Genomic DNA, 21,658 nt, shown 5'->3' on the forward strand with positions numbered 1-21,658 from the left:
TTACTCCTCCGTACCCCCATAAAAAAACCCGCTTCGGCGGGTTTTTTTATGGGGGTACGGCTTTTGTATTACTGCGGATGTCATTGTTTTTGCTTGTTTTTTCTTGATTTGGGTCAAAATGTAAGGCGATTTATATTGCCTTTTTACAAAGTTCACATGAAAACAACACAGAAAAAGTGCAAAATTCGAACCGCGTCACACTTTGCATGTTTTTTTTTACGAAAAACAACTATTGGCAATAGTAAATCCGGCAGGATGCCTGCGAGCTGGTGTTGGGACCAGAAGGAAAAGCCTGCCAAGAACCTTAGGGGATCACGAGATGAACCGCATTATTCTTGGGGCTTTGCTGTTCTGGACGACGACCTTGTGGGCAGAGAGCCCTCTGTCCAGCAAGATGGAAACCTATCTGGTTGCTGAAAAAAATGGCCAGGAGGTAATGACTGTCACCGACGAGGCCTCTCCCGGTGATGTTATCGAATATCGACTGATTTACACCAACAAAGCCGAACAACCGCTTTCCGGCCTGGAAATTACTGGGCCGATCCCCGCCAATACCGCCTATCTCAAGGATTCCGCCGCTACCGATGTGGACGCCGCATTTATGGTCAGCATCGACGATGGCAGCAGCTTTGAGGCAGAACCGGTAACCCGAACACTCACTGGCCCTGACGGCCAGACACAGAACGTCATTGTCCCTCCGAGCGATTACACCCAGCTGCGCTGGGTTCCGGAAAACGGAATCCAGCCGGGCCAGGCACTGGAATACCGGTACCGGGTAAAGGTGCAGTAGCCGGAGGAACATGATCAGGGCCCTCCCGGGCCCGGGAAGTCTTGTGCGAGCGACTTGTATGTCGCACTGGGGGAGTGGCTCACACCGTGTGTGGAGGGTCGCTCTGGCAAGGCTTTCAGATCAGAAGTAGTCCGAACTTAAACTCCAATTAAAGGAAACAGCCATGAAACTCGCCTTTCAAAGGGGCCTGTTGCCTGCGCGTGTGTCTGCCTCGGTGATGGGGTTGGGGTTGGTGCTTGCCGCCGGGCAAACACTGGCTCTGACACCTGCCGGGACCGACATTAACAACCGGGCGACGGTGACCTACGAGGACGCCAACGGCAACAGCTATTCGGCGCAGTCCAATGAATCCACCGTTACCGTGGCGGAGGTTTACGCGGCCACCCTGGAGAACGATGGCAGCAAATCCGGTGCGCCCGGTGAAACTGTCTACTTCACCCATACCCTGACCAACACCGGTAACGCGGATGACAGCTTCAGCGTTGACGGTCTGGCCGGTCTGGATGCTGCCACCGGCGCCTCTACCTACACCGTTTACCTGGATGCCAACGGCAACGGCGTGCCCGATGCCGGTGAGTCTGCGGTTACCAACATCAACCTGAACGCTGGCCAGCAGGCTGAGCTGATCGTTGCCGTACCAGTGCCAGCAGGTGCCGGTGCCGGCGATACCATCGAGTCCACCCTGTTGGTGGAATCTGTCGGTGGTGGTGCAGGTACCGTTGAGGATATCGGTGCCAACGGCGACGCCGGTACCTATGACGCTGACGGTGATAGCACCCCGGACGGTAACGACACCAACAACAATGTGGTGACGGTAACCACCGATGCGGTACTGCAGCTCAGTAAGACCGCGGTGCCGAACTTCACCGACAACACCATTACCTATACGTTGGAAGTGAAGAACAACGGTGGCCGGGCGGCGGAAGATGTGGACATCTTCGACCCGATTCCTGCCAATGCCACCTTCGCGGAAATCGTTTCCGTAAACGGTCTGCTCGCCTCCAGCAGTGACCAGTGGCTGGACAGCACCGGTGCACTGCAGTCCCTGCCCCATTCTTATGCGGGCATTGCCGATCTGGCTGACGTGACCGAACCGGCGGGTGTGGACCTGGACGGTAACGGTACCACCGGTGAAACCCTGAAAGGTATCAACTTCCGTGATGCCATCATGGGCGTTAACACCACCGTGACCGTGGTCTATAAGGTCGATTTTGATGGCACCCTGGCCTCTGGCACCCAGATCCGCAACACCTTTGCGGCAGAAGGGGATCTGGATGGCGACGGCAATGCGGATGACCCGTCCACATCCAACACCACCACCACCACTATCCAGCAGACCTATGCCGTGGACGCAACCGATACCGGCGATGCGGCCGATGCCGATGCGACGCTGAACGACGTTGCGCTGCAGGATGAAGCCAACTCCGGCGCTGTGGTGGCGTTTGCCAATATCGTTGCCAACAATGGTAACGGCAGTGACGTGTTTGACCTGACCATCAATAACAATGCCGGTGCGACTTACGGCGGCGCGGGCACAGTCCCGGCTGGTGCCCAGGCTTTCCCGGCGGGCACGCTGTTCACCTTCTGGAACGCGACCAACAATACCCAGCTGACGGACACCAACGGTAATGGTGTGCCGGATACTGGCGCCATTGCGGCGGGTGCGGATCGTCGCATCACCGTCCGTGCGCAGCTGCCTGCTGGTGTCAGCGGCACGGGGCCCTTTGTCGCGACCATGGTTGCCACCTCTTTCGGCGACAACAGCGTCAACGATGACAAGCTGGAAGTGCTGGATGAAATCGTTGCCCCGGCAGTGGATTTGGCTAACAGCCATTCTGCAGATCTGACTGATGCGGGTACCGACGCGGATCCCTTTAATGCGGCAGCCCCGACCACTACGACGGAAGTCGCTGTTGGTGGCATTGCTACCTTCCCGTTGTTTGTGGCCAACAACTCCGGTAATGCCCAATCTTTCACCTTGGGCGCGAACCTGCCTGCTGGCTGGGCGGTGACCTTCCGTGAGGTGGGCGTGGATACCAACGCTGACGGTACCGCTGACAACACCAGCAATGCCGGTAACGTGGTAACCGCTACTCCGAACCTGCCTGCAGGGGCGGTGTACCAGTACCAAGCCGAAGTGCAGGTGTCATCCATCGTGGCTCAGGCTGCGGCAGATTTCACTGGCGCAGGTGCTGTGGATACCAACGATGGTGACGGCGATTACCCGATTCGCTTCACTGTGGTGTCAGCCTCTGACGGCACTATCAGCGACCAGAAACTGGATGCGGTGGATGTGATTGCCAACCGCAACATCACCGTGTCTCCGGATGGCGCCAACCAGGTGCAGCCAGGCGGTAACGTGGATTACACCCATGTGATTGCCAACGGCGGTAACACCACCGAAGCGGTGGAAATCTCCGGGGCGAACTCCCTGGCCGCAGATGGCTGGAACAACAACACTCAGCTGTTCATTGATACCACCGGTAATGGTACCCCGGATTCCTGGGTGCAGTTGGATAACCTGCCCACCGCCAACGATTTGGCAGTGCGTACCCCCAACGGCAACACCATTCTTGTGGATATCGACAATGCCGGTGCCAATCCGTTGATCACTCTGGAGCCGGGCCAGCGTCTGGATGTTCGCGTCACAGTATTCGCGCCGTCCAATGCGCCTGCCGGCACCGTGGACAGCTACACCCTGACCGCCAGTAACGCCAATGTGTCCGATACCGCCACCGACACCACAGAAGTGGTGGTGGGCCAGGTGCGTCTGGACAAGCAGGCAGCCGTCGATACCGCCTGTGATTGTGCCGGTGGAACCTGGCCTGCTGGTGGCTTTGAGCCCGTGCAATCCACCCAGGTTGAACCTGGCCAGTGTGTCGTGTGGCAGCTGACCGCCACCAACGAAGGTGCAACCACTGCAGAAAATGTGGTGATCACTGATGAGACCACCGAGTTCACCACCTTCCAGGCGGCGGACGATGCGGTGCGTGCCTCTGACAGCGCCACCACCGCCAATACCGGCACCCTGCCGGTGGTGGAGTGGGAAATTGGCCAGCTGGTGTCGGGTGACAGTGCCCGTACCCAGTTCTGTGTCGAAGTGAACTAACGCTCCCCCAGGCATTGCCCTCCCCTTAGGGGGAGGGCTTTTCCAGGGCCGGTGCGCCGGGTCTGGAAAAGCCCCTGAGGCATATAACAACGGGTACTGAACGCTTAATGAAACTGCTTGCCGTCCTTCGCATTGCTGTTGTCAGCATGCTGGTCTTGACCAGCGTGCTGCTGCATGCTGCCACGGCGCCAGGCACAGCCTTGTTGAATCAGGCAGAAATGCGCTATTTCGATCCGCTGACAGGGCGGGTAGTGGTGGTGCGCTCCAATATTTCCCGGGTCATGGTCGGGGAAAGTCCCGCCTTTGAGCTGGATGAGGACAAGACTCGCCAGGCCTCTGCGGGCCAATCCGTCAGTATCGAACATACGCTCACCAATACCGGAAATGTGACCGACAGCTACACCCTGAACCTGGCTAATCTGGGGGGCGACGCGGGTGATCTGCAGGGGCTGTCGGTCTACCGCGACATCAATGGCAACGGGGTTGCCGATCCGGGCGAACCGGCGATCACCGGGATTGCTTCCTTGCCGGCGGGACAGACCGTTAACCTGGTGATCAGTGGCACGGTGCCGGCATCCTTGCAGACCGGTGATGAAATCCGCTTGTCATTACAGGGTCAGTCGCAGCTGGATGGTACGTTGGTTGATACGGCGCTGGACCGGATCGTGATCGGTGATGGCGCAGCCCTCGTGCTCAGCAAGTCTTCCAGCCAGAGCTGTGATGTGCCGCAGCAGGAAGGCGCGATACTGGATTATCAGGTGTCGGTCACCAATGTGGGCAACACCGCGCCGGTAGAAAGAATGCTGCAGGTGTCGGGCCAACAGGAGCAGGGTGTACTGATCGAAGACTCGCTGCCGGGTAACGTCAGCCTGATGCCTGCGGCGATCAGCAATATCGCCCCACTTCAGGCACAAGCTCTGGTGCACTTTGCCGGTGATGGGCCGGATGTCTGGCAGCGCTATGCCGACTGGGATGGCAATGGCACGGTTGACCGCCTGGGTCTGCTTATCCCGGCGGATCAGATTCGTAATAACCAGAGTGGCGGCTTCGCCTTTCAGGTGCAGATCAACAGCGGGCTGACCCAGGGCACCATGCTGTTCAACCGCGCCTTTGTGGATCTGCAGGGCGACGGTCTGGCTGATGTGGAAAGTAACCGGGTCTGCCATCGCATTGCCGCCACCCTGTCGCCGGGCATTACTTTCCAGCGCCCTTCGAATGCGGTCTTCCAGCAGAACCGTGCACCTGTCCACAGTGAGGACAGTGATTTTGTTGATGCGGCCATTTATCCCCTGTTGCCGGAGGAAAGCCAGCGCATTCTGCTTGATGGCGTCTACCTGCGGCTCACCGCTTCCCAGCTGAACCAGGTATTGGCCGACCAGGATTTTGTGCAGACCACACCGGGTGGGGCGCGGCTGCTGGAAGTCTCGCTAACGTCCCGGTTGACGGGGGATACCTTGCTCATGGCGGTCAAGGAGACCGGGGTTAATACCGGGGTATTCCGCAGTGTGTACCCGTTCTCTCTCAACGAGACGCGCTCCGGGGGCGGTGGTCTGTGCCCGGCAACGGCCAATGCGAATAATCTGGATCAATACTCTGGCAGCACGACTCTCAATGAGGTGTTGGGTCTGGGGTGTGTACTGCAGACCGGCCCGGAAGATCGTATTACCGCTACATTCACTGTGCCGACCTTCGGTCCGGATGGCAGTGTCGTGAATGTGCAGACGGTTACCGCCCTGGCCGCGGTGGACCCGGCCGGGACGGTCTTCGACTCCAGTAATGGACGCCCGCTCCCTGAGGCGGTCGTCACCCTTTTTCAGTCCCGTCAGCCTTTGGCTGGCACGGGGGCCGCCAGCTGTGCTGCCTTGTCGGAAAGTGCCTACGAGCGTGCGCTGCATCCTTTCACCGGTGACGTATTGCCCAGGGAAAACACCAACACCGCCGCTGCAGATAATACCCAGCAGCCTGGACGGTATCAGTTCCCGCTGGCCACGCCGGGGCACTGCTATTATCTGGATGTGGTTCCCCCCGAGGGTTACACCTTTCCCTCCACTGTTTCACTGGATGCGGCAAAAACCTTTTTCGCCAATATCTCGGAAAGTTCCTACGGTCTGGGTGGCTATGACGCAGCCGCAGCGCCGGTGGGTCGGGCGGCTGCACGCATGGCCAGCGTGAATAACCAGGGCGCGTTTCTGCTGGGGCTGGCCGATGTGTTTGTGGATATCCCGCTGGACCCGTCCGCTGCGACTACTGCGGGGGTTCTGGTGCTGGACAAACAGGTAGAAGTGGAGCGTGCAGCGGTGGGAGATGTGCTGGCCTACCGTATTGATCTCACCAGTAACCATGATGCGGAGCTGTTTGCTGGCCGTATTGTTGACCGGCTTCCCTATGGGTTCCGTTATATCGAAGACAGTGCCTGGCTGGAAATCAACGATCAGCGCATCGAGATTCCCGCGCCTGCCAACAACGGCGGTAACCAGCTGACCTTCCTGATCCAGCAACAGACCGCCAGCGGGCCTCAGCCGTTGCCCTTGCAGCCGGGCAGTACCGTCACGCTGCACTACGGGTTGCGCCTGTCGGCCGGCGCCGTGGACAGTGACGGCATCAACCGTGCTACGGCTCAGGCCAACACCGCTTCCGGGTTCACTTACTTCTCCAATCAGGGCGAAGCGAAAGTCCAGGTGCGTAACGAAGGTGTGCTCTCGGACCGGGCCATGGTATTCGGCAAGGTCTACGTGGATAACGATTGTAATAATCTGCAGAACGACGGCGAGTTCCCGGTGGGTGGTGTGAAGCTGTATCTGTCCGATGGCTCCTGGGTGATCACCGATGAAAATGGGCAATACAGTCTTTATGGTCTGCGCCCGGGGCTGCACACCATCAAGGTAGATCCGCTGACGTTGCCGCAAGGGCTGAAGCTCAAGCCCATTGATAACCGCCACGCCGCCGATCCGCAAAGCCGCTTCCTGGATCTGCGCCCGGGGGAATACCACCGGGCGGACTTCGCAGCCATGTGCCCGCCAGTGGATCAGCGTGATGCCATCGTCGAAAACCTGAAGGCCCGCAATGCATCGCTCTCCGGTGACTGGATGCTGGATGAGGCAGCCCGCTTTGATCCGTTGCGCCAGAGCAATGTGAATAACCGCTTACGCCAGGCCGATGGCGGCGGCGATCTGGGCAGCGGTGTGTACACTCAGACCGGTGATGCGAACCTGGCGGAAGTCTGGGATCAGGTCAGCCGCAGTCAGCCGGCAACCGGCCTGGAGAAAAATATGGCGGTGGAGGCTGACGCCCGGATGGGCGACACCAAGGACATGGCGGCACAAGTGACGCGCGAGCAGGGCGTCGCCGGTACCTGGCTATGGCCGCAGGACGGTATCAGCCGGGATGGTCGTTTGCAGGTAGTGGTGCGCGCCGGTGTGGAGCCGGAGCTGTATGTGAATGGCAAGAAGGTACCGCGCAGCCAGTTGGGCGAGCAGGTGCTTAACCGCCGTGAAAAGGTTCAGGTGCTGAGTTGGTACGGTGTGGAAATGGAAGAGGGGGACAACCAGGTTGAAGTAAAAGCCCTGGATCCTTTTGGCAACAAGCGAGTGCTTGCCAGCACCGAGATTCTGCGCCCGGAAGCCCCACGTAGCCTGGAGCTGGAACCAGCGGAAAATACCCTGGCGGCAGATGGCGGTCGTTCCACTCTGCCGATCAAGGTGCGTATGCTCGATGCCCGTGGTAATCCGGCGCGGGGCACCTATTTTGTCACCCTGGAGCATGACAAGGGCGATTGGCTGGAAGAGGATCTGCAGCCGGATAACCCGGGTCACCAGATGCGAGTCAGCGATGGCGAAGGCATGATCCACCTGCGCAGTACTGAATACACCGGACCGATCCGGTTGCGAGCCCTGGTGGAAGACTTTGTCGCCACGGCGCGAGTCGAGCAGGTAGCGCCCATGCGGCCTCTGGTTGCCACCGGTTATGTGCAGTTGCGTCAGGGCTTTGGTGGCAATCTGCGTGATAACGGTAATGCGCCCACGGAGATTGGCGATTCACTGCCCGAAGAAGAACTGGATGCCAACGGTGCCGTTTTCCTCAAAGGGGCGGTGCGCGGTGGTGCTCACCTGACGCTGGCCTACGATACGGATAATGATCTGGATGATGATGAAGAGATCCGCCGCGACCTGAACCCGTCAGATTCCTATCCCATTGCCGGTGATGCTTCGGTGCGTGGTTATGATGCGCGCAGCCGCAGCAAGCTGTACGCCAAGCTGGAAAAAGATCGCAGCAGTCTGCTATGGGGCGACTACCTGACCGACCCTAATTACGACTTCCAGGATCTTGGTCGGGTGCAGCGTACCCTCACCGGCCTTAACGCCATTTACGAAAATGACCGGGCCCGCTTCCAGGTGTTCGGCGCCCGGCCGGAATATGAACAAGTCAGCGAGGAAATTCCCGGTAACGGTACCGCCTTGCTGTTCACCCTGGCCAATCGTCCGGCTCGCGACAGCGAAACCCTGGAGTTGATTGTCCGCGATCGAGGCAATCCGGGGCTGGTGATTTCCACTCAGCCACTGACCCGTTACGTGGATTACTCGGTGAATTACTTCACTGGCGATATCCGTTTTCATGACGTCATTCCCACCGTGGATGAAAACCTGAATCCGGTATTCATCCGTGCCAGCTATAACGTGGAAGCCTCTGATGCCGAGGAGTACAACGTACTGGGCGCCCGCTTCCGCTACCAACTCAGTGACAAACTGACTGTCAGCGCCAGCCGCACCCGCGACGAGCATGAAAGCGAAGGCTTCGACCTGAGTAGCGTGGCCGCGGAGTACGCCCTCACCGATCAGAACAGTATTTATGCGTCGTCAGCCACCATGGAAAACAATGATGACGATAGCGAAGGTGGGGCGATCAGCCTGGGCAGCCAATGGCGCTGGCAGGATGGCTCCAGCACCGATCTTCGCTGGGCCCGGGCGGAAGAGGGTTTCCGTAATCCGGCGGCTGGCATTGCTGAATCCCGCGAAGAAATGCGTCTGGATCATGAGCAGGTGCTGTCGCGCAGTCTGTCCGCCCAGGTGGAAGCGGTGCATTCCCAGTCCCTGGAAAACGACGACGCGCAAAGTAGCCTGGGTCTGATCGGCAAGAAACAGATCGGTGCCACCCAGTTACGTGCCGGGGCCCGGGGCATCGAGCAGAAAGATGACCAAGGGGAAGACCGCTTCGCAACCTGGGTTCTGGGTGCCAGCCAGGGGACGCGCCTGTTCGGCAAGCCGTTGACCGTGGGCTCGGAATACGAGCAGGCCTTCAATGACCGTGATCGTCGCCGTATTGCCGCCGATGCGGATCTGGGGATTACCGACAAGACCAGCCTCTACAGCCGCTATGAGCTGATCAACAGTCTCAGTGGAGTCAACCTGCTGAACAACGACGTGGAGACCCGCCAGTTTACCTTCGGCGTACGCTCCGCGCTCAGTCGTAGCACCGATGTATTTTCCGAGTACCGCCTGCGCGGTGCGCAGGACGGTCGTGATGTTGCAGCAGCCAACGGGGTACGTTCGCACTTCGAAATCGAACCGGGCCTGACTTTCAGCCCGTCGGCGGAATGGATTGAAACCCTGGAAGGTAATACCAGTCAGGATTCCACTGCCCTGTCGCTGGCGGCAGAAGACAAACGTAACCCTAATCGCCGCACTCTGGGCCGGGTGGAAACCCGCTTCGGCGATGAGCGCACCTACTACGGCTTCAGTGCTGCCAACATCTGGCGCGTCAATCTGGACTGGTCTGCCGTAGTGCGTGACGACCTGCGGCTACAATACTTCGATGGCCAGCCCAAGCAGGGCGACAATATTGTCACCCTGGGCATGGCTCGCCGCCCGCGTCTGGATAATCGCCACCACATGCTGTTCATGTACAAATGGAAAACCCAGTGGGGCGGCGAAGCCGCCAGTGATCGGCGCGTACACATTGTCTCCAACCACCATAATTTCCAGCCCCATGACGACTGGATTTTCTCCGGCCGGATTGGTGCAAAGTGGCAGCAGACCGAGCTGGGCAATCTGGATGTGGATACCGATGCCTATGTGGCCGATGGTCGTATTATCTGGGACATTTCCCGCCGTTTTGATCTGGATCTGCATGGCGGCGCGTTGACCACTGAAGGAGTCAGCGAACGCCGCTACAGCTTTGGCGTTGGCGTCAATGCCCTGGTGCGCCGCAATCTGCGTATGGGCGTTGGCTACAATTTTTCCGGTTTCCGCGATGATGACCTGGATCCGGAAGGCTATAACGTGGAAGGCCTGTATATCGGCCTGGAATACAAGTTTGATGAAGATGATCTGGGTTGGCTGGGCAGCAAGGCTGCCGGGCAGCGCAGTTATATGGGAGACGCGCGATGAACCGTTTGGTCATGGCGGCATACATGATGCTGGCGGCAGGTTTGTCTGGCTGTGTCAGTACCGAGGCACTGTATGCCGAGTACGAAGAAGTGTGTCCGGTAAAAGCCACCGTGACTGACACCGGCATGGTGATGGTCACGGCGCTGGCGTCCCAATCGAAAGGTCAGCTCTGGGAGCCGGCGGTGTATTTCGGTTTTGATGAGTACGGTTTGATTGAGGATGAAGTGACGCGTCTCGACCGCAATCTTGTCATTTTAAAGCAGTATCCGGCGTTGCAAATCAGCATCCAGGCCTTTACCGATCAGCTGGGCGGCAAGGCCTATAACCGCGCACTGGCCGAGAAGCGTATGGATCAGGTCAGCGATTACCTGCAGGAAAATGGCCTGGATTCCTCGCGGATCAAAAAGGCACCGCTAGGTAAGGAACTGCCGATCCTGCCCAGCGACAGCGAGCAGGATCGCATCGTCAATCGGCGGGTCGAGTTGATGCCACTGGATGCGCAAGGTCGTCCGCTGGTATTGCGGGTTGATTTCCAGGGCAGCGGCGGCGACAGCTTCGTGGCACCCGAGCCGGTGAGGTAACGGGATGAAAGTGACGCGCAAGTCTCTGGGTATAGTATTGCTGCTGTTGACTGCCGTGGCAGTCAAGGCGGCGGCACCGACGGCGGGAACGGTCATCAAGAATCAGGCATCGGCCAGTTACCGGGCCTGTCTGGATGATGACTGTTCTGTGCTGGCCGAGACCCAGCGTGTCACCTCCAACCTGGTGGAAACCCTGATACAGGCTGTGCCCGGCATCGAACTGGTCAGCGCGCAAAGCAAGCCGTCGCTGCCGGGGGGCGTGGTGTATTTCCCTCACACCCTGACCAATACCGGTAATGGCCGGGATCGCTACCAGCTCTGCCTGGACAGCATTGATGCGGATGTCGCTGCCTGGTCTGTATTCCCGGATGCCAATGGCGATGGTCAAGCGGACAGCGGCGCCCCCCTGTTTACCCATACTGATCCCGATGGCTGCTGGGATTCCCCGACCCCGGACTTGTTGGCCGGTGACAGCTTTGCGCTGGTCATCGAAGCCGAGGTGAGCGGCGTGGCCATTAGCGGGCAGTCCCTGTCGCTGGACGTCACCGCTACCAGCAACACCAATGCCGCCCTGACGGCAGCCAATACCGACACCATCAACCTGATCGAGGGGCCGGTGCTGGAAGTGGTCAAATCCCTCAGTGTTCGCCAGGGTCGCTCGCCCTCAGGGCCGGTTACGGTGACCTTGGCCTATCGCAATCCGTCCGATCAGGTTGCCACCCAGGTGGAAATCGAAGATCTGCTGCCGCAGATTTCCGTGGACGGTGTAAATGCGGGAATGACCTATGTGCCGGGTTCGGCACGCTGGACTGTTAGCGGCGCCACCGTGCTGACCGATGACGGTGACGATGGCAGCCAGGGTAGTGCCCCGGACCTGATCGATTACTGTGCCTACGATACCGGTGCGGCAAACAGCGACTGCCATGACCGGGTTCGTGCTGTCATTGCCCAGCTGCCACCGGGAGCGGTGGGTTCCCTGGCCTTTGACGTCAATATTGATGCAGGGCTGGCCGCCGGCGACCGGGTGCGTAACCTGGCAACGCTGAATTATCAGAATGGCGACGGCAGCAATTCCTTTGGGCCCTTTGATAGCAACACCGTGGATTACCGGATTATCGAGCGAGCTCTGCTGCCCGCCGTGGTGGCCAACAACAGCGAATCCGATAGCCTGACCGGCGAGGATGATAGTAGCAACACCGGTAACCGGGTGGAGTTGGCCAGCCTGGGGCAGGGTGGAGTGGCATCGTTCAGCAACGTGATCTGGAACCGGGGCGATGGCGAAGACACTTTCGATGTTCTGGTGGACCCGGCGGAGGATCGACTTGGCGCGCCTCTGGCTGCCCCTTTCCCGACGGGAACCGTGTTCCAGTTGTACAAAAGCGACGGTGGTACGCCATTGGTGGATACCGATGGCAATGGTGTCGCTGATACCGGGCCGATCCCGCTGCCGGATGCCGGCGGCCAGTGCCCGCCCCGCTTCGTGACCGACAGCATTAACTTGGCCTGTGGGGTACGCGTGGTAATGCAGGCCACCCTGCCTCCGGATGCCCTGGGCGGTCCCTTTGAAGTCACCAAAATAGCGCGTTCTGTCACCGACCCTCAGGTCACTAACGCGGTCAGCGATATCCTCCTCAGCATTCTCGCCAACAGCGTGGATCTGACCAATGATGTGCCGGTGAATGGCAGTGCCCCCGGTGAAGGAGCGGGCCCGGAGGCGGCGCCGGTTCAGACAGTTAATGTGGCCCCGGGGGAACAGGCCATTCTGCAGCTGGTGGTTAATAACACCGGCGCGCGGCAGGACTCTTATGTCCTGGCGGTCAGCGACATGGATTTTGCCCCCGGGCAGTTACCCGCAGGTTGGCAGGTGAGTTTTTATCGCGACGGTGGCAACGGCGATTGCAGCTCACTGGGCGCGGTGCTTAACAACACCGGGCTGATCCCTGCCAGCGACAATCGTCGGATCTGTGCCCGGGTAACCGCACCGGCAAACGCACAGGGCGGCGATACCCTAAATCTGTATTTCCGTGCCTTGTCGCCGACCAGCGGCGCCAGCGATATCAAGCTGGATGCGGTGGCAGTGGTGGCTGGCCCCGCCCTGGCCCTGACCCCGGATCAGGTGGGGCAGGTAGAGCCGGGTAGCTCGGTGGTCTATACCCATCAACTGGCCAACACCGGCAATGTGCCGCTCAGCAATGTGCTGCTTTCGGCCGCTCCGGATGCGGCGTCCGACAATGGCTGGTCCGTGGTGCTCTATGAAGACTCTAATGGCGATGGGGTCTGGGGCCCGACAGATACGGTAATCGGAGATGGCGTGGCACTGCAGACGGCTGGCGCCGATGGCGTTCTGGATGTGGGTGAAAGCCTGGCTATTTTTTCCAAGGTGTTTGCTCCGGCCTCCGTGGCCTTCGGCATCACCAATGTGAAAACGCTCACCGCTAACGCTGAGGGCGCCAGCCAGAGTGTTAGCGATTCCGCAACGGATACCACTACAACCAACAACACCGACGTGGCCATCACCAAGGAGCAAGCCCTGGATGCGGATTGCGATGGTATTCCCGATGGCCCGGGCGCATGCAGCGGCGACAACTGTTTTGTCTTCACTCGCTTCGAAGTGACTCCCGGCGAGCAGTGCGTCATTTATCGTCTGACCGCCACCAACACCGGCGCGGAGCCTATGTATCAGGTCATCATCAACGATCGTACCCAGCCATTCACCAGCATGTTGGCAGCAGCAACCAGCTGTGAAGCCCCGGCGGGTGTTTGCAGCGTGGTGGAACCAGCGGATGCAGCCACTGGCGATGTGTCTGCCGAGATTGGGTTGCTGGGTCCCGGCGAAGCCGCCATGCTGATTTTCGGCTTACGGGTGGAATGAAAATGGCTCACAGAAACCCTTCTTACAACAATCCTTTTTTAGCGGGTATGCCGTGCGGGGTGTTTTTTGTCCTGTTGATATCGCTTTTTTTAAGTCAACAGGCATGGGGCGTCAGTGTTCCTCTGAGTGGAACGAGAAGTGTTACATCTGGCCAGGATTGTGGAGTGGCCAGCTACCGGTTTGGTACCAATACCACGTATGAAGGGCAGCCCCTGGATCTGCTTGTCGACGTCTTGAGCGAAGATAATGAGCATTCGCCAGGAGGGGGGCGACCAAGTTGCGTCGGTGTCGGCAATCAAGTTCTGGAAGTGTATATCAACGATCAGGATGTTGCAGACAATGCGGCCCATGTAGATATGCGCTTAACACTGGTGCGGGCAGGAACCTCAACCCCTGTAGAAGTTGATCGCTTGATCGTCACCGGGTTCGATCTGGATTCATCTTCAGGCACTTCCACAGATGACCTGTACTTCAATACCGGTCCTGCTACTCAATCCTACGTATCAGAAAATTCGCAGACATCTGTTCTTTCCGGCTCGTATTTTGGCGGCAACTACAATACTCGCATTCAAGGAAGAACTTCTGGTAACTGTACGGATGATAGCAATTCGGTCGACCCGGAATGCCGCGCCAGTGTGGTTTTTGTAGGAACATCAACAGCCGACATTCGTATTCAAAACGATAACGCCTATGGCAACAATTCAGGTCTGGGGTCGTATAGAGGGTACTTTATTTCCTTCAGGGTCGATGATTTTGAGGATCTTATCGAAAGCAATACGGATTATGGTGATACCCCGGCTGCGTATCCATCATCGCGCCAATCAATTTCCAGCCGGTTAGGGCTTGGCAGAGGCCTGGTGCCAGACAGCGATGGTGCGCAGCAACAAAGCGCTGATGCGCGGGGTGATGACACTGATGGTGCTGGTGGGGCGGTTGTCAATTTTGATGATGAAGATGGCATTTCCGTTGCTGGCAATGTTCTGGATGGTCGGGTTTTTGTGCCTGATGAAGATGTTGATATTGACGTTTCCACTTACGGAAGTGGCTATTTAAATGCCTGGTTCGACTGGAATCGTGATGGTGACTTCTCCGATCCCGGGGAGCGGGCAGTAAGCAATGTTTATATTGAAAATAATGGTGAGACGATCAGCGGTGCAGGCTCCAGTAACTTTGTTACGGAAACGGCTATTCCGGTATCGGTTCCGTCGGCTATTTCGGATGGAAACAGTTATGCCAGGTTCAAGTTCACACAATCGCCGGATCCAGGGGTTGGTAACAGCCCAGATGATGGTGAGGTAGAAGATTACGCGATAACGTTGAGCTCTCTGTTCTGTGATCTTCCTGTGTCTACCAGTATGCAGTTAAGTGGCTCTGCAACCAGGGATAATGGCACGGGGGAAATCACGTTAACGCAAGATTTGGGCAATCAGGCGGGCTCGGCGTGGTCTAATGAACGCATCAGTTTGCTTTCAGCGTTTACTGTTGAGTTTTCCGTCTATCTGGGTACCAAGAATGCTGCAGGGGCTGATGGTATAGCGTTTGCGTTTCAGAATGATCCTGCGGGGAATAGTGCTACGGGTGTGTTTGGTGGCGCGTTGGGCGTGGGCGGGCTCAATCCTGCTGTTGCCGTTGAGTTTGATACCTATGATAACGGCAGCGGTTACGGCGATATTGCTAACGATCATACTGCTATTTATAACCCCGAAAATTATGCGAATTCATCCGGTGGTGGTGCTGCCAGTCTTTATAGTTCCGTGGAAGATCTTGGGAATATAGAGGACGGTAACTGGCATACCGTTCAGTTGAACTGGGATCCGGCTAGTGATCAGCTGCAGTATTTTTTTGATGGCAATCTGACGTCCACGGTGAATGTGGACTTTGTTAACACGGTTTTTTCCGGTGATCCCAACGTATATTTTGGATTCACCGCATCCACGGGTGGCTCTTCAAACTTGCAGAAAATCTGTGTCACCAGTGCGCCGCCACAGGTGCTGGTAGATTATGGTGATGCCCCAATCAGTTTTGGTGAGCCATCACATATCCTCGGCTCAAATCTGCAACTGGGTGATGAGGTGTCACCGGATGCCCTGAGCTATGACGATGAGGATGCTGCCGCTGACAGTTTCGATGATGGTGTGATCTTTCCTGGAGCGCTGCCCAATCTGACTCCCATCGAAGTCTCGGTTTCCGGTGATGATGGTTACCTGCAGGCCTGGGTTGACTGGAATGGCGACGGTGTTTTCGACGACCCACAAGAGCGTATCGCCACTGACCTCCAGGATGAGGATGGCGACGGCATTATCCTGGTGACAGCGGCACCCAGTGGCACCGTCGTAGAGGGTGACACCTATGCCCGCTTCCGTTGGTCGTCCGTGCAGGAGCTGGATGCAACGGAAGGTGCACCGGATGGTGAGGTTGAGGACTATTTGATTACCTCTCGCTCTGTTTCCCTCTGTGAGGCGGGCTCGTCCGCTTCCGGTGGAGGGATCGCTTCTGGTGGCAATGGCCCTTTCCGGGACGCAATCTACTGGCTGGACTGGAACTGTCTGGGGAAAAGCGTTTTCCAGACCTCGGATGTGATCCTGAAAAGCTGGGTGTACGGTCCCGTTGAAATTCGCGCCACCGTATCGGATATCACGTCGCCGATTGAGCCTTATGTGACGGGTAGCTGGACGGGTGATCTCCTTGATGACCTTTATGTAGGGGTGAATCCCATCGGGTTGGGGAATGTTGACAATACCAATCCTTCATTCCGGATCGATTGGGAGGTTTTTCTTCAAGGTGATCCGATATCCGCTGAGATTATCATCGCTGATGCGGAAGATACGGATAATGGTGAATCCATTATCTCGGAAACCAATGGCGGTCCATGGGAGCTATTTGCCGTCGCCCCGGGGACCAACGATCTGCAAATGCGTTTTGAAAATGGTGGCGAGAGGATGCTGTTGTCCAGTTTGCCTGGCAATGGCGTGGGCAGCTTCCTGGCAATGACCCAGGGCGTTATGACCACCCGGCATACCATCAATACCGGTGGCGGCCAGGCATTGGCGTTCGGCGTCTTTATTCAGAAAGATCACGGTGATATTGCTGGTGGCTATCCGGAAAGTGGTGGCCATTTCGCCTCTCGGGTAGCTCAGGGCGGCGGCAAGCCGACAGCGGATACCGATATCAATAATATTTCTCTGGCAACCCTGGCCGCTCCTGAACCTTATCTGGGCGTGATTCCGCCAGGCCCGGAAGAGGCGGATCAGAATTCAGCCAACGCCGATGCGGACGGTGCGGAAGAAGAGGGGGTTGTCTTCTCCTCATTAGTGCCGGGTAGTAATGCGACTCTGGACATTATCGTTACCGAGACCTCAGCGGGGCAGGGTTACCTGCAAGGCTGGATCGACTGGAACCGGGACAGCGATCTGAATGATGCTGGTGAGCAGGTGGCACTGAACGTGCGGGATAATGGCCCGGAAGATACCAACCCGGCGGCGGGTGAGATCCGGCTGAATGTGTTTGTCCCTCCGGGAGCCTTTGTAGGCGATACCTATGCCCGCTTCCGTTTCGCCAATGCCCCGGACGTGCCTGCGGGTGGCTTGCTGGTCATGGGCGGTGAAGTGGAGGACTACAAGGTGACGGTGGCCCCGGCGGCTACCGCCGGGCCATTGTCCGGCTGGGTATTTGAAGACAACGGCGTTGGGGCAACGGCCCACGATGGCCAGAAAGGGCCGGATGAGCCGGGGTTGGCGAATGTGCCGGTAACCCTGTACCACGACGTGGACAATAATGGGCAATGTTCTGCCAGCGACCCGGTGCTGGCGGAAGCCACCACGGATGGGGATGGTGCCTGGCAGCTGGTAGCGGCTCTGGCGGATGTGGGCAAGAGCGCCTGTCTGGTGGTGGCTACTCCAAATGGTTTGCTGTCGGTCTCCGAGAATAGCGGCAGCGCCGGTGCCGGTATCAATACCGGTGCCGCCAATGACGATGTGATGAGCCTGACGGTACCTGCTACCGGCACTGTCTGGGATGGCATCCTGTTTGGTGATGCCGGCCTGCCGATACTGGAGCCGGATCAGCAGGGCGTGGTAGCGCCGGGCGGCAGCCGTTTCTATAGCCACCGCTTTACCGCCCGTAGTGCCGGCAATGTGGACTTTGTACTGGAAGCCCCCACCACCAGCCCGGCGGCACCCGCCTGGAACGATGCGCTGTATCGTGATGACAATTGTAACGGCGAGCTGGACGGCGCGGATGCCTCCTTGCCTCTCGTCGGTGTCAATGTGACGGCGGGTGACCGGCTGTGCCTGCTGGCCAAAGTGTTTGCACCTGCGGATGCACCGGTGGAGGCGCTCCACAGCCGCCCGCTTTCCGCTACCCAGACCTATACCGGTACCGCGTTCCAGGCCACTGCGCAGGTGACGGATACGACCCGGCTGGCTGCCGGCCAGCTACAGCTGGAAAAGCAGGTGCGCAATATTGGTCCGGATGGCATCGCCAACACCGGCGATGATGTGGACGCGACTGACACCACAGCCAACCAGGCGGCGCCGGGGGATGTGTTGCGCTACCGGCTGATATTCCGTAATCAGGGAAGCAATCCTCTGACCGAGGTTATCGTCACAGACAGCACCCCGGCCTACAGCGCCCTCAATGCGGCGGCGACTTGCCCTGCTGCATTGCCGGCAGCGCTCAGCGCCTGTGCCCTGTCTGCCCCGGATGGCAGCAATGGCAGTGGCTATCAGGGTGGCCTGCAATGGCAGTTTACCGGCGAGCTGCAACCCGGCGGGCAGGGGGCTGTCAGCTATGACGTAAGGGTTAGCCAGGACTAGCCCGAAGGCCCGTTTCTGGCGCCCTGTCGGCCTGTCGATGATGGGTCGTCCGGAACCTATCTGCCGCCGGGCGACCGTGGTAGAATGCTGCAACCGGGGGCCAAGGCTCCCGGTTTTTTTGTGGCTGTCTGGCAGGAACAATGGATTTAGGCTTATTGATCAAGGCCCTGTGCCTGGTACTGGTCATAGAGGGCATTCCGCTGTTTCTGGCGCCTAATCGTGCGCGTGAGGCAGCGCTGCAGGTTGCCCGGATGCCCGGGCGAACACTGAGAATTCTGGGGCTGGTGCTGATGATACTGGGTGCCGGCCTGTTACTACTGATGCGGTCGTAAATGATGAACCAGGAAGAACAGTGGCTACTGCCCGACGGGGTAGAAGAGGTTCTCCCGGGACGAGCCCGGGCCATTGAGCAATTACGCCGGCAGACGCTGGATCTTTACCAGCGCTGGGGCTATGAGCTGGTATTCCCGCCACTGATCGAATTCCTTGAATCCCTGCTCAACGGCGCCGGTCGTGATCTGGAACGGGAAACCTTCAAGATTACCGATCAACTGACTGGCCGTCTGATGGGCGTGCGCGCGGATATCACCCCCCAGGTGGCGCGGATGGACGCCCACAGCCTGCGCCGTTCGGCCCCCTCCCGCCTTTGCTACTGCTCCAGCGCATTGCGCACTCGCCCGGCGGTGGCTGGTGCCACCCGTCTGCCTTACCAGCTTGGTGTCGAGCTGTTTGGTCATGCCGGCAGCGACAGCGATCTGGAAGTGATGAGCCTGCTGCTGGATACCCTGGCGCTGGCCGGTGTGGCCGACCAGGTGGTGCTGGATCTTGGCCATGTGGGCTTGTTCCGCGGATTGCTGGACGCCTGCGAGTTGAGCGATGCAGAACAGAACCAACTGGAAGACATTTACGTGCGCAAGGCGCGAGTGGAGCTGGATGCCTTCCTGGCAGAACGCGATCTGCCGGCGCCTGCTGCCCACGCCCTGGCGGCTCTGCCCTGGTTGGCAGGAGGCGTGGAAGTGATTGATCAGGCTCGCGCCCTGCTGGGTGATTTCCCCGGTGCTGTGGCGGCGCTGGATGAACTGGCGGTGCTGGCCGGAGTGCTGGATGCCCGGGGTGTAAAACTGCACCTGGATCTGGGCGAATTGCGTGGCTATCACTACCACACCGGCTGTGTGTTCGCCGCCTACCTACCCGGTGAGAGCGAGCCGGTGGCCAAGGGCGGCCGTTATGACCATATCGGTGAAGTGTTCGGGCGCGCCCGGCCGGCGACCGGGTTCAGCGCCGACCTGAAAATGCTCGCGGCGCGCACTGACGCTGCTGCACTGAGTGGCATTCTGGCGGAGGGCTCCTTGCAGGATGCCGCTTTTGTTGCCCGGGTGAATGAGCTGCGAGGCACCGGTGAGCGGGTGGTCCTGGCTCTGACCGGAGCAGACAATGACCCGCAGGAACTGGGCTGTCAGCGCAAGCTGGTGTCAGAAGGCAGCGACTGGGTCATCAAGGATATCGACTGAACCCGTAGGAGCTATGCTTGCATGGCGAACCTGCTTGCGATGGCGTTTGTCATGCGAGCACGGCTCCTGCGATAAAGATCGTGCGTGCCCCGTGAAGCGGGTCGCGTGCAAGCGTTTGTTATAACTCAACACGGCAGCTAGCAATCATGGGTAAGAACGTAGTCATTCTCGGCACCCAGTGGGGTGATGAAGGCAAGGGCAAGATCGTCGATCTGCTTACCGATCAGGCCTCTCTGGTGGCCCGTTTTCAGGGTGGTCACAATGCCGGCCATACCCTGGTGATCGATGGCAAGAAAACCGTCCTGCATCTGATTCCTTCCGGCATTTTGCGCGATGACGTTCAGTGCCTGATCGGCAATGGTGTGGTGCTGGCCCTGGATGCCCTGCTCAAGGAAATCGGCGGCCTGGAAGACAATGGCGTGCCGGTGCGTGAGCGTCTGCGCCTTTCTGCCTCCTGCCCGCTGATCCTGCCGGTGCACGTGGCACTGGATCAGGCCCGGGAAGCGGCCCGTGGCAACAAGAAGATCGGGACTACCGGTCGTGGTATCGGCCCGGCCTATGAAGACAAGGTGGCCCGTCGTGGCCTGCGCCTGGGGGATGTCTATTCCCGCGAGCGCTTTGCGGCCAAGCTCGGCGAAGTGATGGACTACCACAATTTTGTGCTGCGCAGTTACTACAATGCCGAGCCGGTGGACTTCCAGAAAACCCTGGATGAAACCCTGGCCATGGGTGAGGACGTACGCAGCATGGTCACCGACGTGACCACCGTGCTCCACGGCGCCCGTGAGCGCAACGAGAACATCATGTTCGAAGGCGCCCAGGGCACCCTGCTGGATATCGATCACGGCACCTATCCCTATGTGACCAGCTCCAACACCACCGCTGGTGGCGCCGCCACCGGCACCGGTTTCGGCCCGCTTTATCTGGACTATGTGCTGGGCATCACCAAGGCCTACACCACCCGGGTAGGCAGCGGTCCTTTCCCCACCGAGTTGTTCGATGAGAATGGCCGTTACCTGGCAGAGAAAGGTCACGAGTTCGGTTCCACCACCGGGCGTGCCCGCCGTTGCGGCTGGTTCGATGCGGTGGCTCTGAAGCGCTCCATCCAGATCAACTCCATTACCGGCCTGTGTCTGACCAAGCTGGACGTGCTCGACGGTCTGGAAGAAGTGAATATCTGTATCGGCTATCAGGATGCGGAAGGCAACTCCCTCACCTGCGCCTGGGATGCGGATAGCTACGAAGAAGTGAAACCGGTTTACGAAAGCCTGCCCGGCTGGACCGAGTCCACCCTGGGTGCCAAATCCGTGGATGACCTGCCTGCCAATGCGGTGGCCTACCTCAAGCGAATCGAAGAAGTGACCGGTGCGCCCATCGATATTATTTCCACCGGCCCGGACCGTGTGGAAACCATCATAAAGCGGCACCCGTTCTCCTGACGGCTCCTTCCGTCACGTCACCGATGCCCGCCGGGCATCTGGTGACCTGACGGTTCGCGCTATTTGCGCCTTCCTGTTCCGCCCTGATTATCCCCCGCGCTGACTGTCTTTTGATAGACACATCCATGCATTGAAAATGACATGGTCTGTACCCCTTTT

Annotated in this window: 10 protein-coding genes; all 10 read left to right on the forward strand. The window is 58.7% G+C overall.

Annotated elements, in window-relative coordinates:
- Nucleotides 1-319 precede the first annotated feature (319 nt).
- Complete coding sequence (locus Q0Y02_RS14095) at nt 320-790, forward strand: hypothetical protein (RefSeq protein WP_297769779.1); 471 nt, start codon at nt 320-322, stop codon at nt 788-790.
- Nucleotides 791-953: 163 nt separating this feature from the next.
- Entirely contained in the window at nt 954-3,899 is a 2,946-nt protein-coding gene (locus tag Q0Y02_RS14100) for a hypothetical protein (protein ID WP_297769782.1), read from the forward strand.
- 107 nt (nt 3,900-4,006) lie between these two features.
- Nucleotides 4,007-10,282 carry a hypothetical protein gene (locus Q0Y02_RS14105; protein ID WP_297769784.1) on the forward strand — a complete coding sequence of 2,092 codons (6,276 nt, stop codon included), beginning with the start codon at nt 4,007-4,009 and terminating at the stop codon, nt 10,280-10,282.
- Complete coding sequence (locus tag Q0Y02_RS14110) at nt 10,279-10,863, forward strand: OmpA family protein (RefSeq protein ID WP_297769787.1); 585 nt, start codon at nt 10,279-10,281, stop codon at nt 10,861-10,863. Before Q0Y02_RS14105 ends, Q0Y02_RS14110 begins: the two co-directional genes overlap by 4 nt.
- Before the next feature lie 4 nt (nt 10,864-10,867).
- Entirely contained in the window at nt 10,868-13,735 is a 2,868-nt protein-coding gene (locus Q0Y02_RS14115) for a hypothetical protein (protein WP_297769790.1), read from the forward strand.
- An 843-nt stretch (nt 13,736-14,578) separates the two neighbouring features.
- Nucleotides 14,579-14,788, forward strand: coding sequence for a hypothetical protein (locus tag Q0Y02_RS14120; protein WP_297770845.1), 210 nt, complete (start codon nt 14,579-14,581; stop codon nt 14,786-14,788).
- On the forward strand, nt 14,734-18,549 hold the full coding sequence (locus tag Q0Y02_RS14125) for a CshA/CshB family fibrillar adhesin-related protein (RefSeq protein WP_366516932.1): 3,816 nt from the start codon (nt 14,734-14,736) through the stop codon (nt 18,547-18,549). The genes Q0Y02_RS14120 and Q0Y02_RS14125 overlap by 55 nt, the downstream gene beginning before the upstream one ends.
- A gap of 140 nt (nt 18,550-18,689) precedes the next feature.
- Nucleotides 18,690-18,881, forward strand: coding sequence for a DUF2065 domain-containing protein (locus tag Q0Y02_RS14130; protein ID WP_035245026.1), 192 nt, complete (start codon nt 18,690-18,692; stop codon nt 18,879-18,881).
- Between the two features lie 3 nt (nt 18,882-18,884).
- Nucleotides 18,885-20,060, forward strand: coding sequence for an ATP phosphoribosyltransferase regulatory subunit (locus Q0Y02_RS14135; RefSeq protein WP_300468644.1), 1,176 nt, complete (start codon nt 18,885-18,887; stop codon nt 20,058-20,060).
- A 146-nt stretch (nt 20,061-20,206) separates the two neighbouring features.
- Nucleotides 20,207-21,499 carry an adenylosuccinate synthase gene (locus Q0Y02_RS14140; protein ID WP_035245022.1) on the forward strand — a complete coding sequence of 431 codons (1,293 nt, stop codon included), beginning with the start codon at nt 20,207-20,209 and terminating at the stop codon, nt 21,497-21,499.
- Nucleotides 21,500-21,658: the final 159 nt, after the last annotated feature.

This window comes from uncultured Alcanivorax sp. (assembly GCF_947258575.1).
Lineage (GTDB): Bacteria > Pseudomonadota > Gammaproteobacteria > Pseudomonadales > Alcanivoracaceae > Alcanivorax.

What these genes read in the sequence shown, in the direction of transcription:
- Q0Y02_RS14115 (WP_297769790.1), top strand. Translation starts at nt 10,868, where the DNA reads ATGAAAGTGACGCGCAAGTCTCTGGGTATAGTATTGCTGCTGTTGACT.
- Q0Y02_RS14140 (WP_035245022.1), top strand. Translation starts at nt 20,207, where the DNA reads ATGGGTAAGAACGTAGTCATTCTCGGCACCCAGTGGGGTGATGAAGGC.
- Q0Y02_RS14110 (WP_297769787.1), top strand. Translation starts at nt 10,279, where the DNA reads ATGAACCGTTTGGTCATGGCGGCATACATGATGCTGGCGGCAGGTTTG.
- Q0Y02_RS14135 (WP_300468644.1), top strand. Translation starts at nt 18,885, where the DNA reads ATGAACCAGGAAGAACAGTGGCTACTGCCCGACGGGGTAGAAGAGGTT.
- Q0Y02_RS14100 (WP_297769782.1), top strand. Translation starts at nt 954, where the DNA reads ATGAAACTCGCCTTTCAAAGGGGCCTGTTGCCTGCGCGTGTGTCTGCC.
- Q0Y02_RS14095 (WP_297769779.1), top strand. Translation starts at nt 320, where the DNA reads ATGAACCGCATTATTCTTGGGGCTTTGCTGTTCTGGACGACGACCTTG.
- Q0Y02_RS14130 (WP_035245026.1), top strand. Translation starts at nt 18,690, where the DNA reads ATGGATTTAGGCTTATTGATCAAGGCCCTGTGCCTGGTACTGGTCATA.
- Q0Y02_RS14105 (WP_297769784.1), top strand. Translation starts at nt 4,007, where the DNA reads ATGAAACTGCTTGCCGTCCTTCGCATTGCTGTTGTCAGCATGCTGGTC.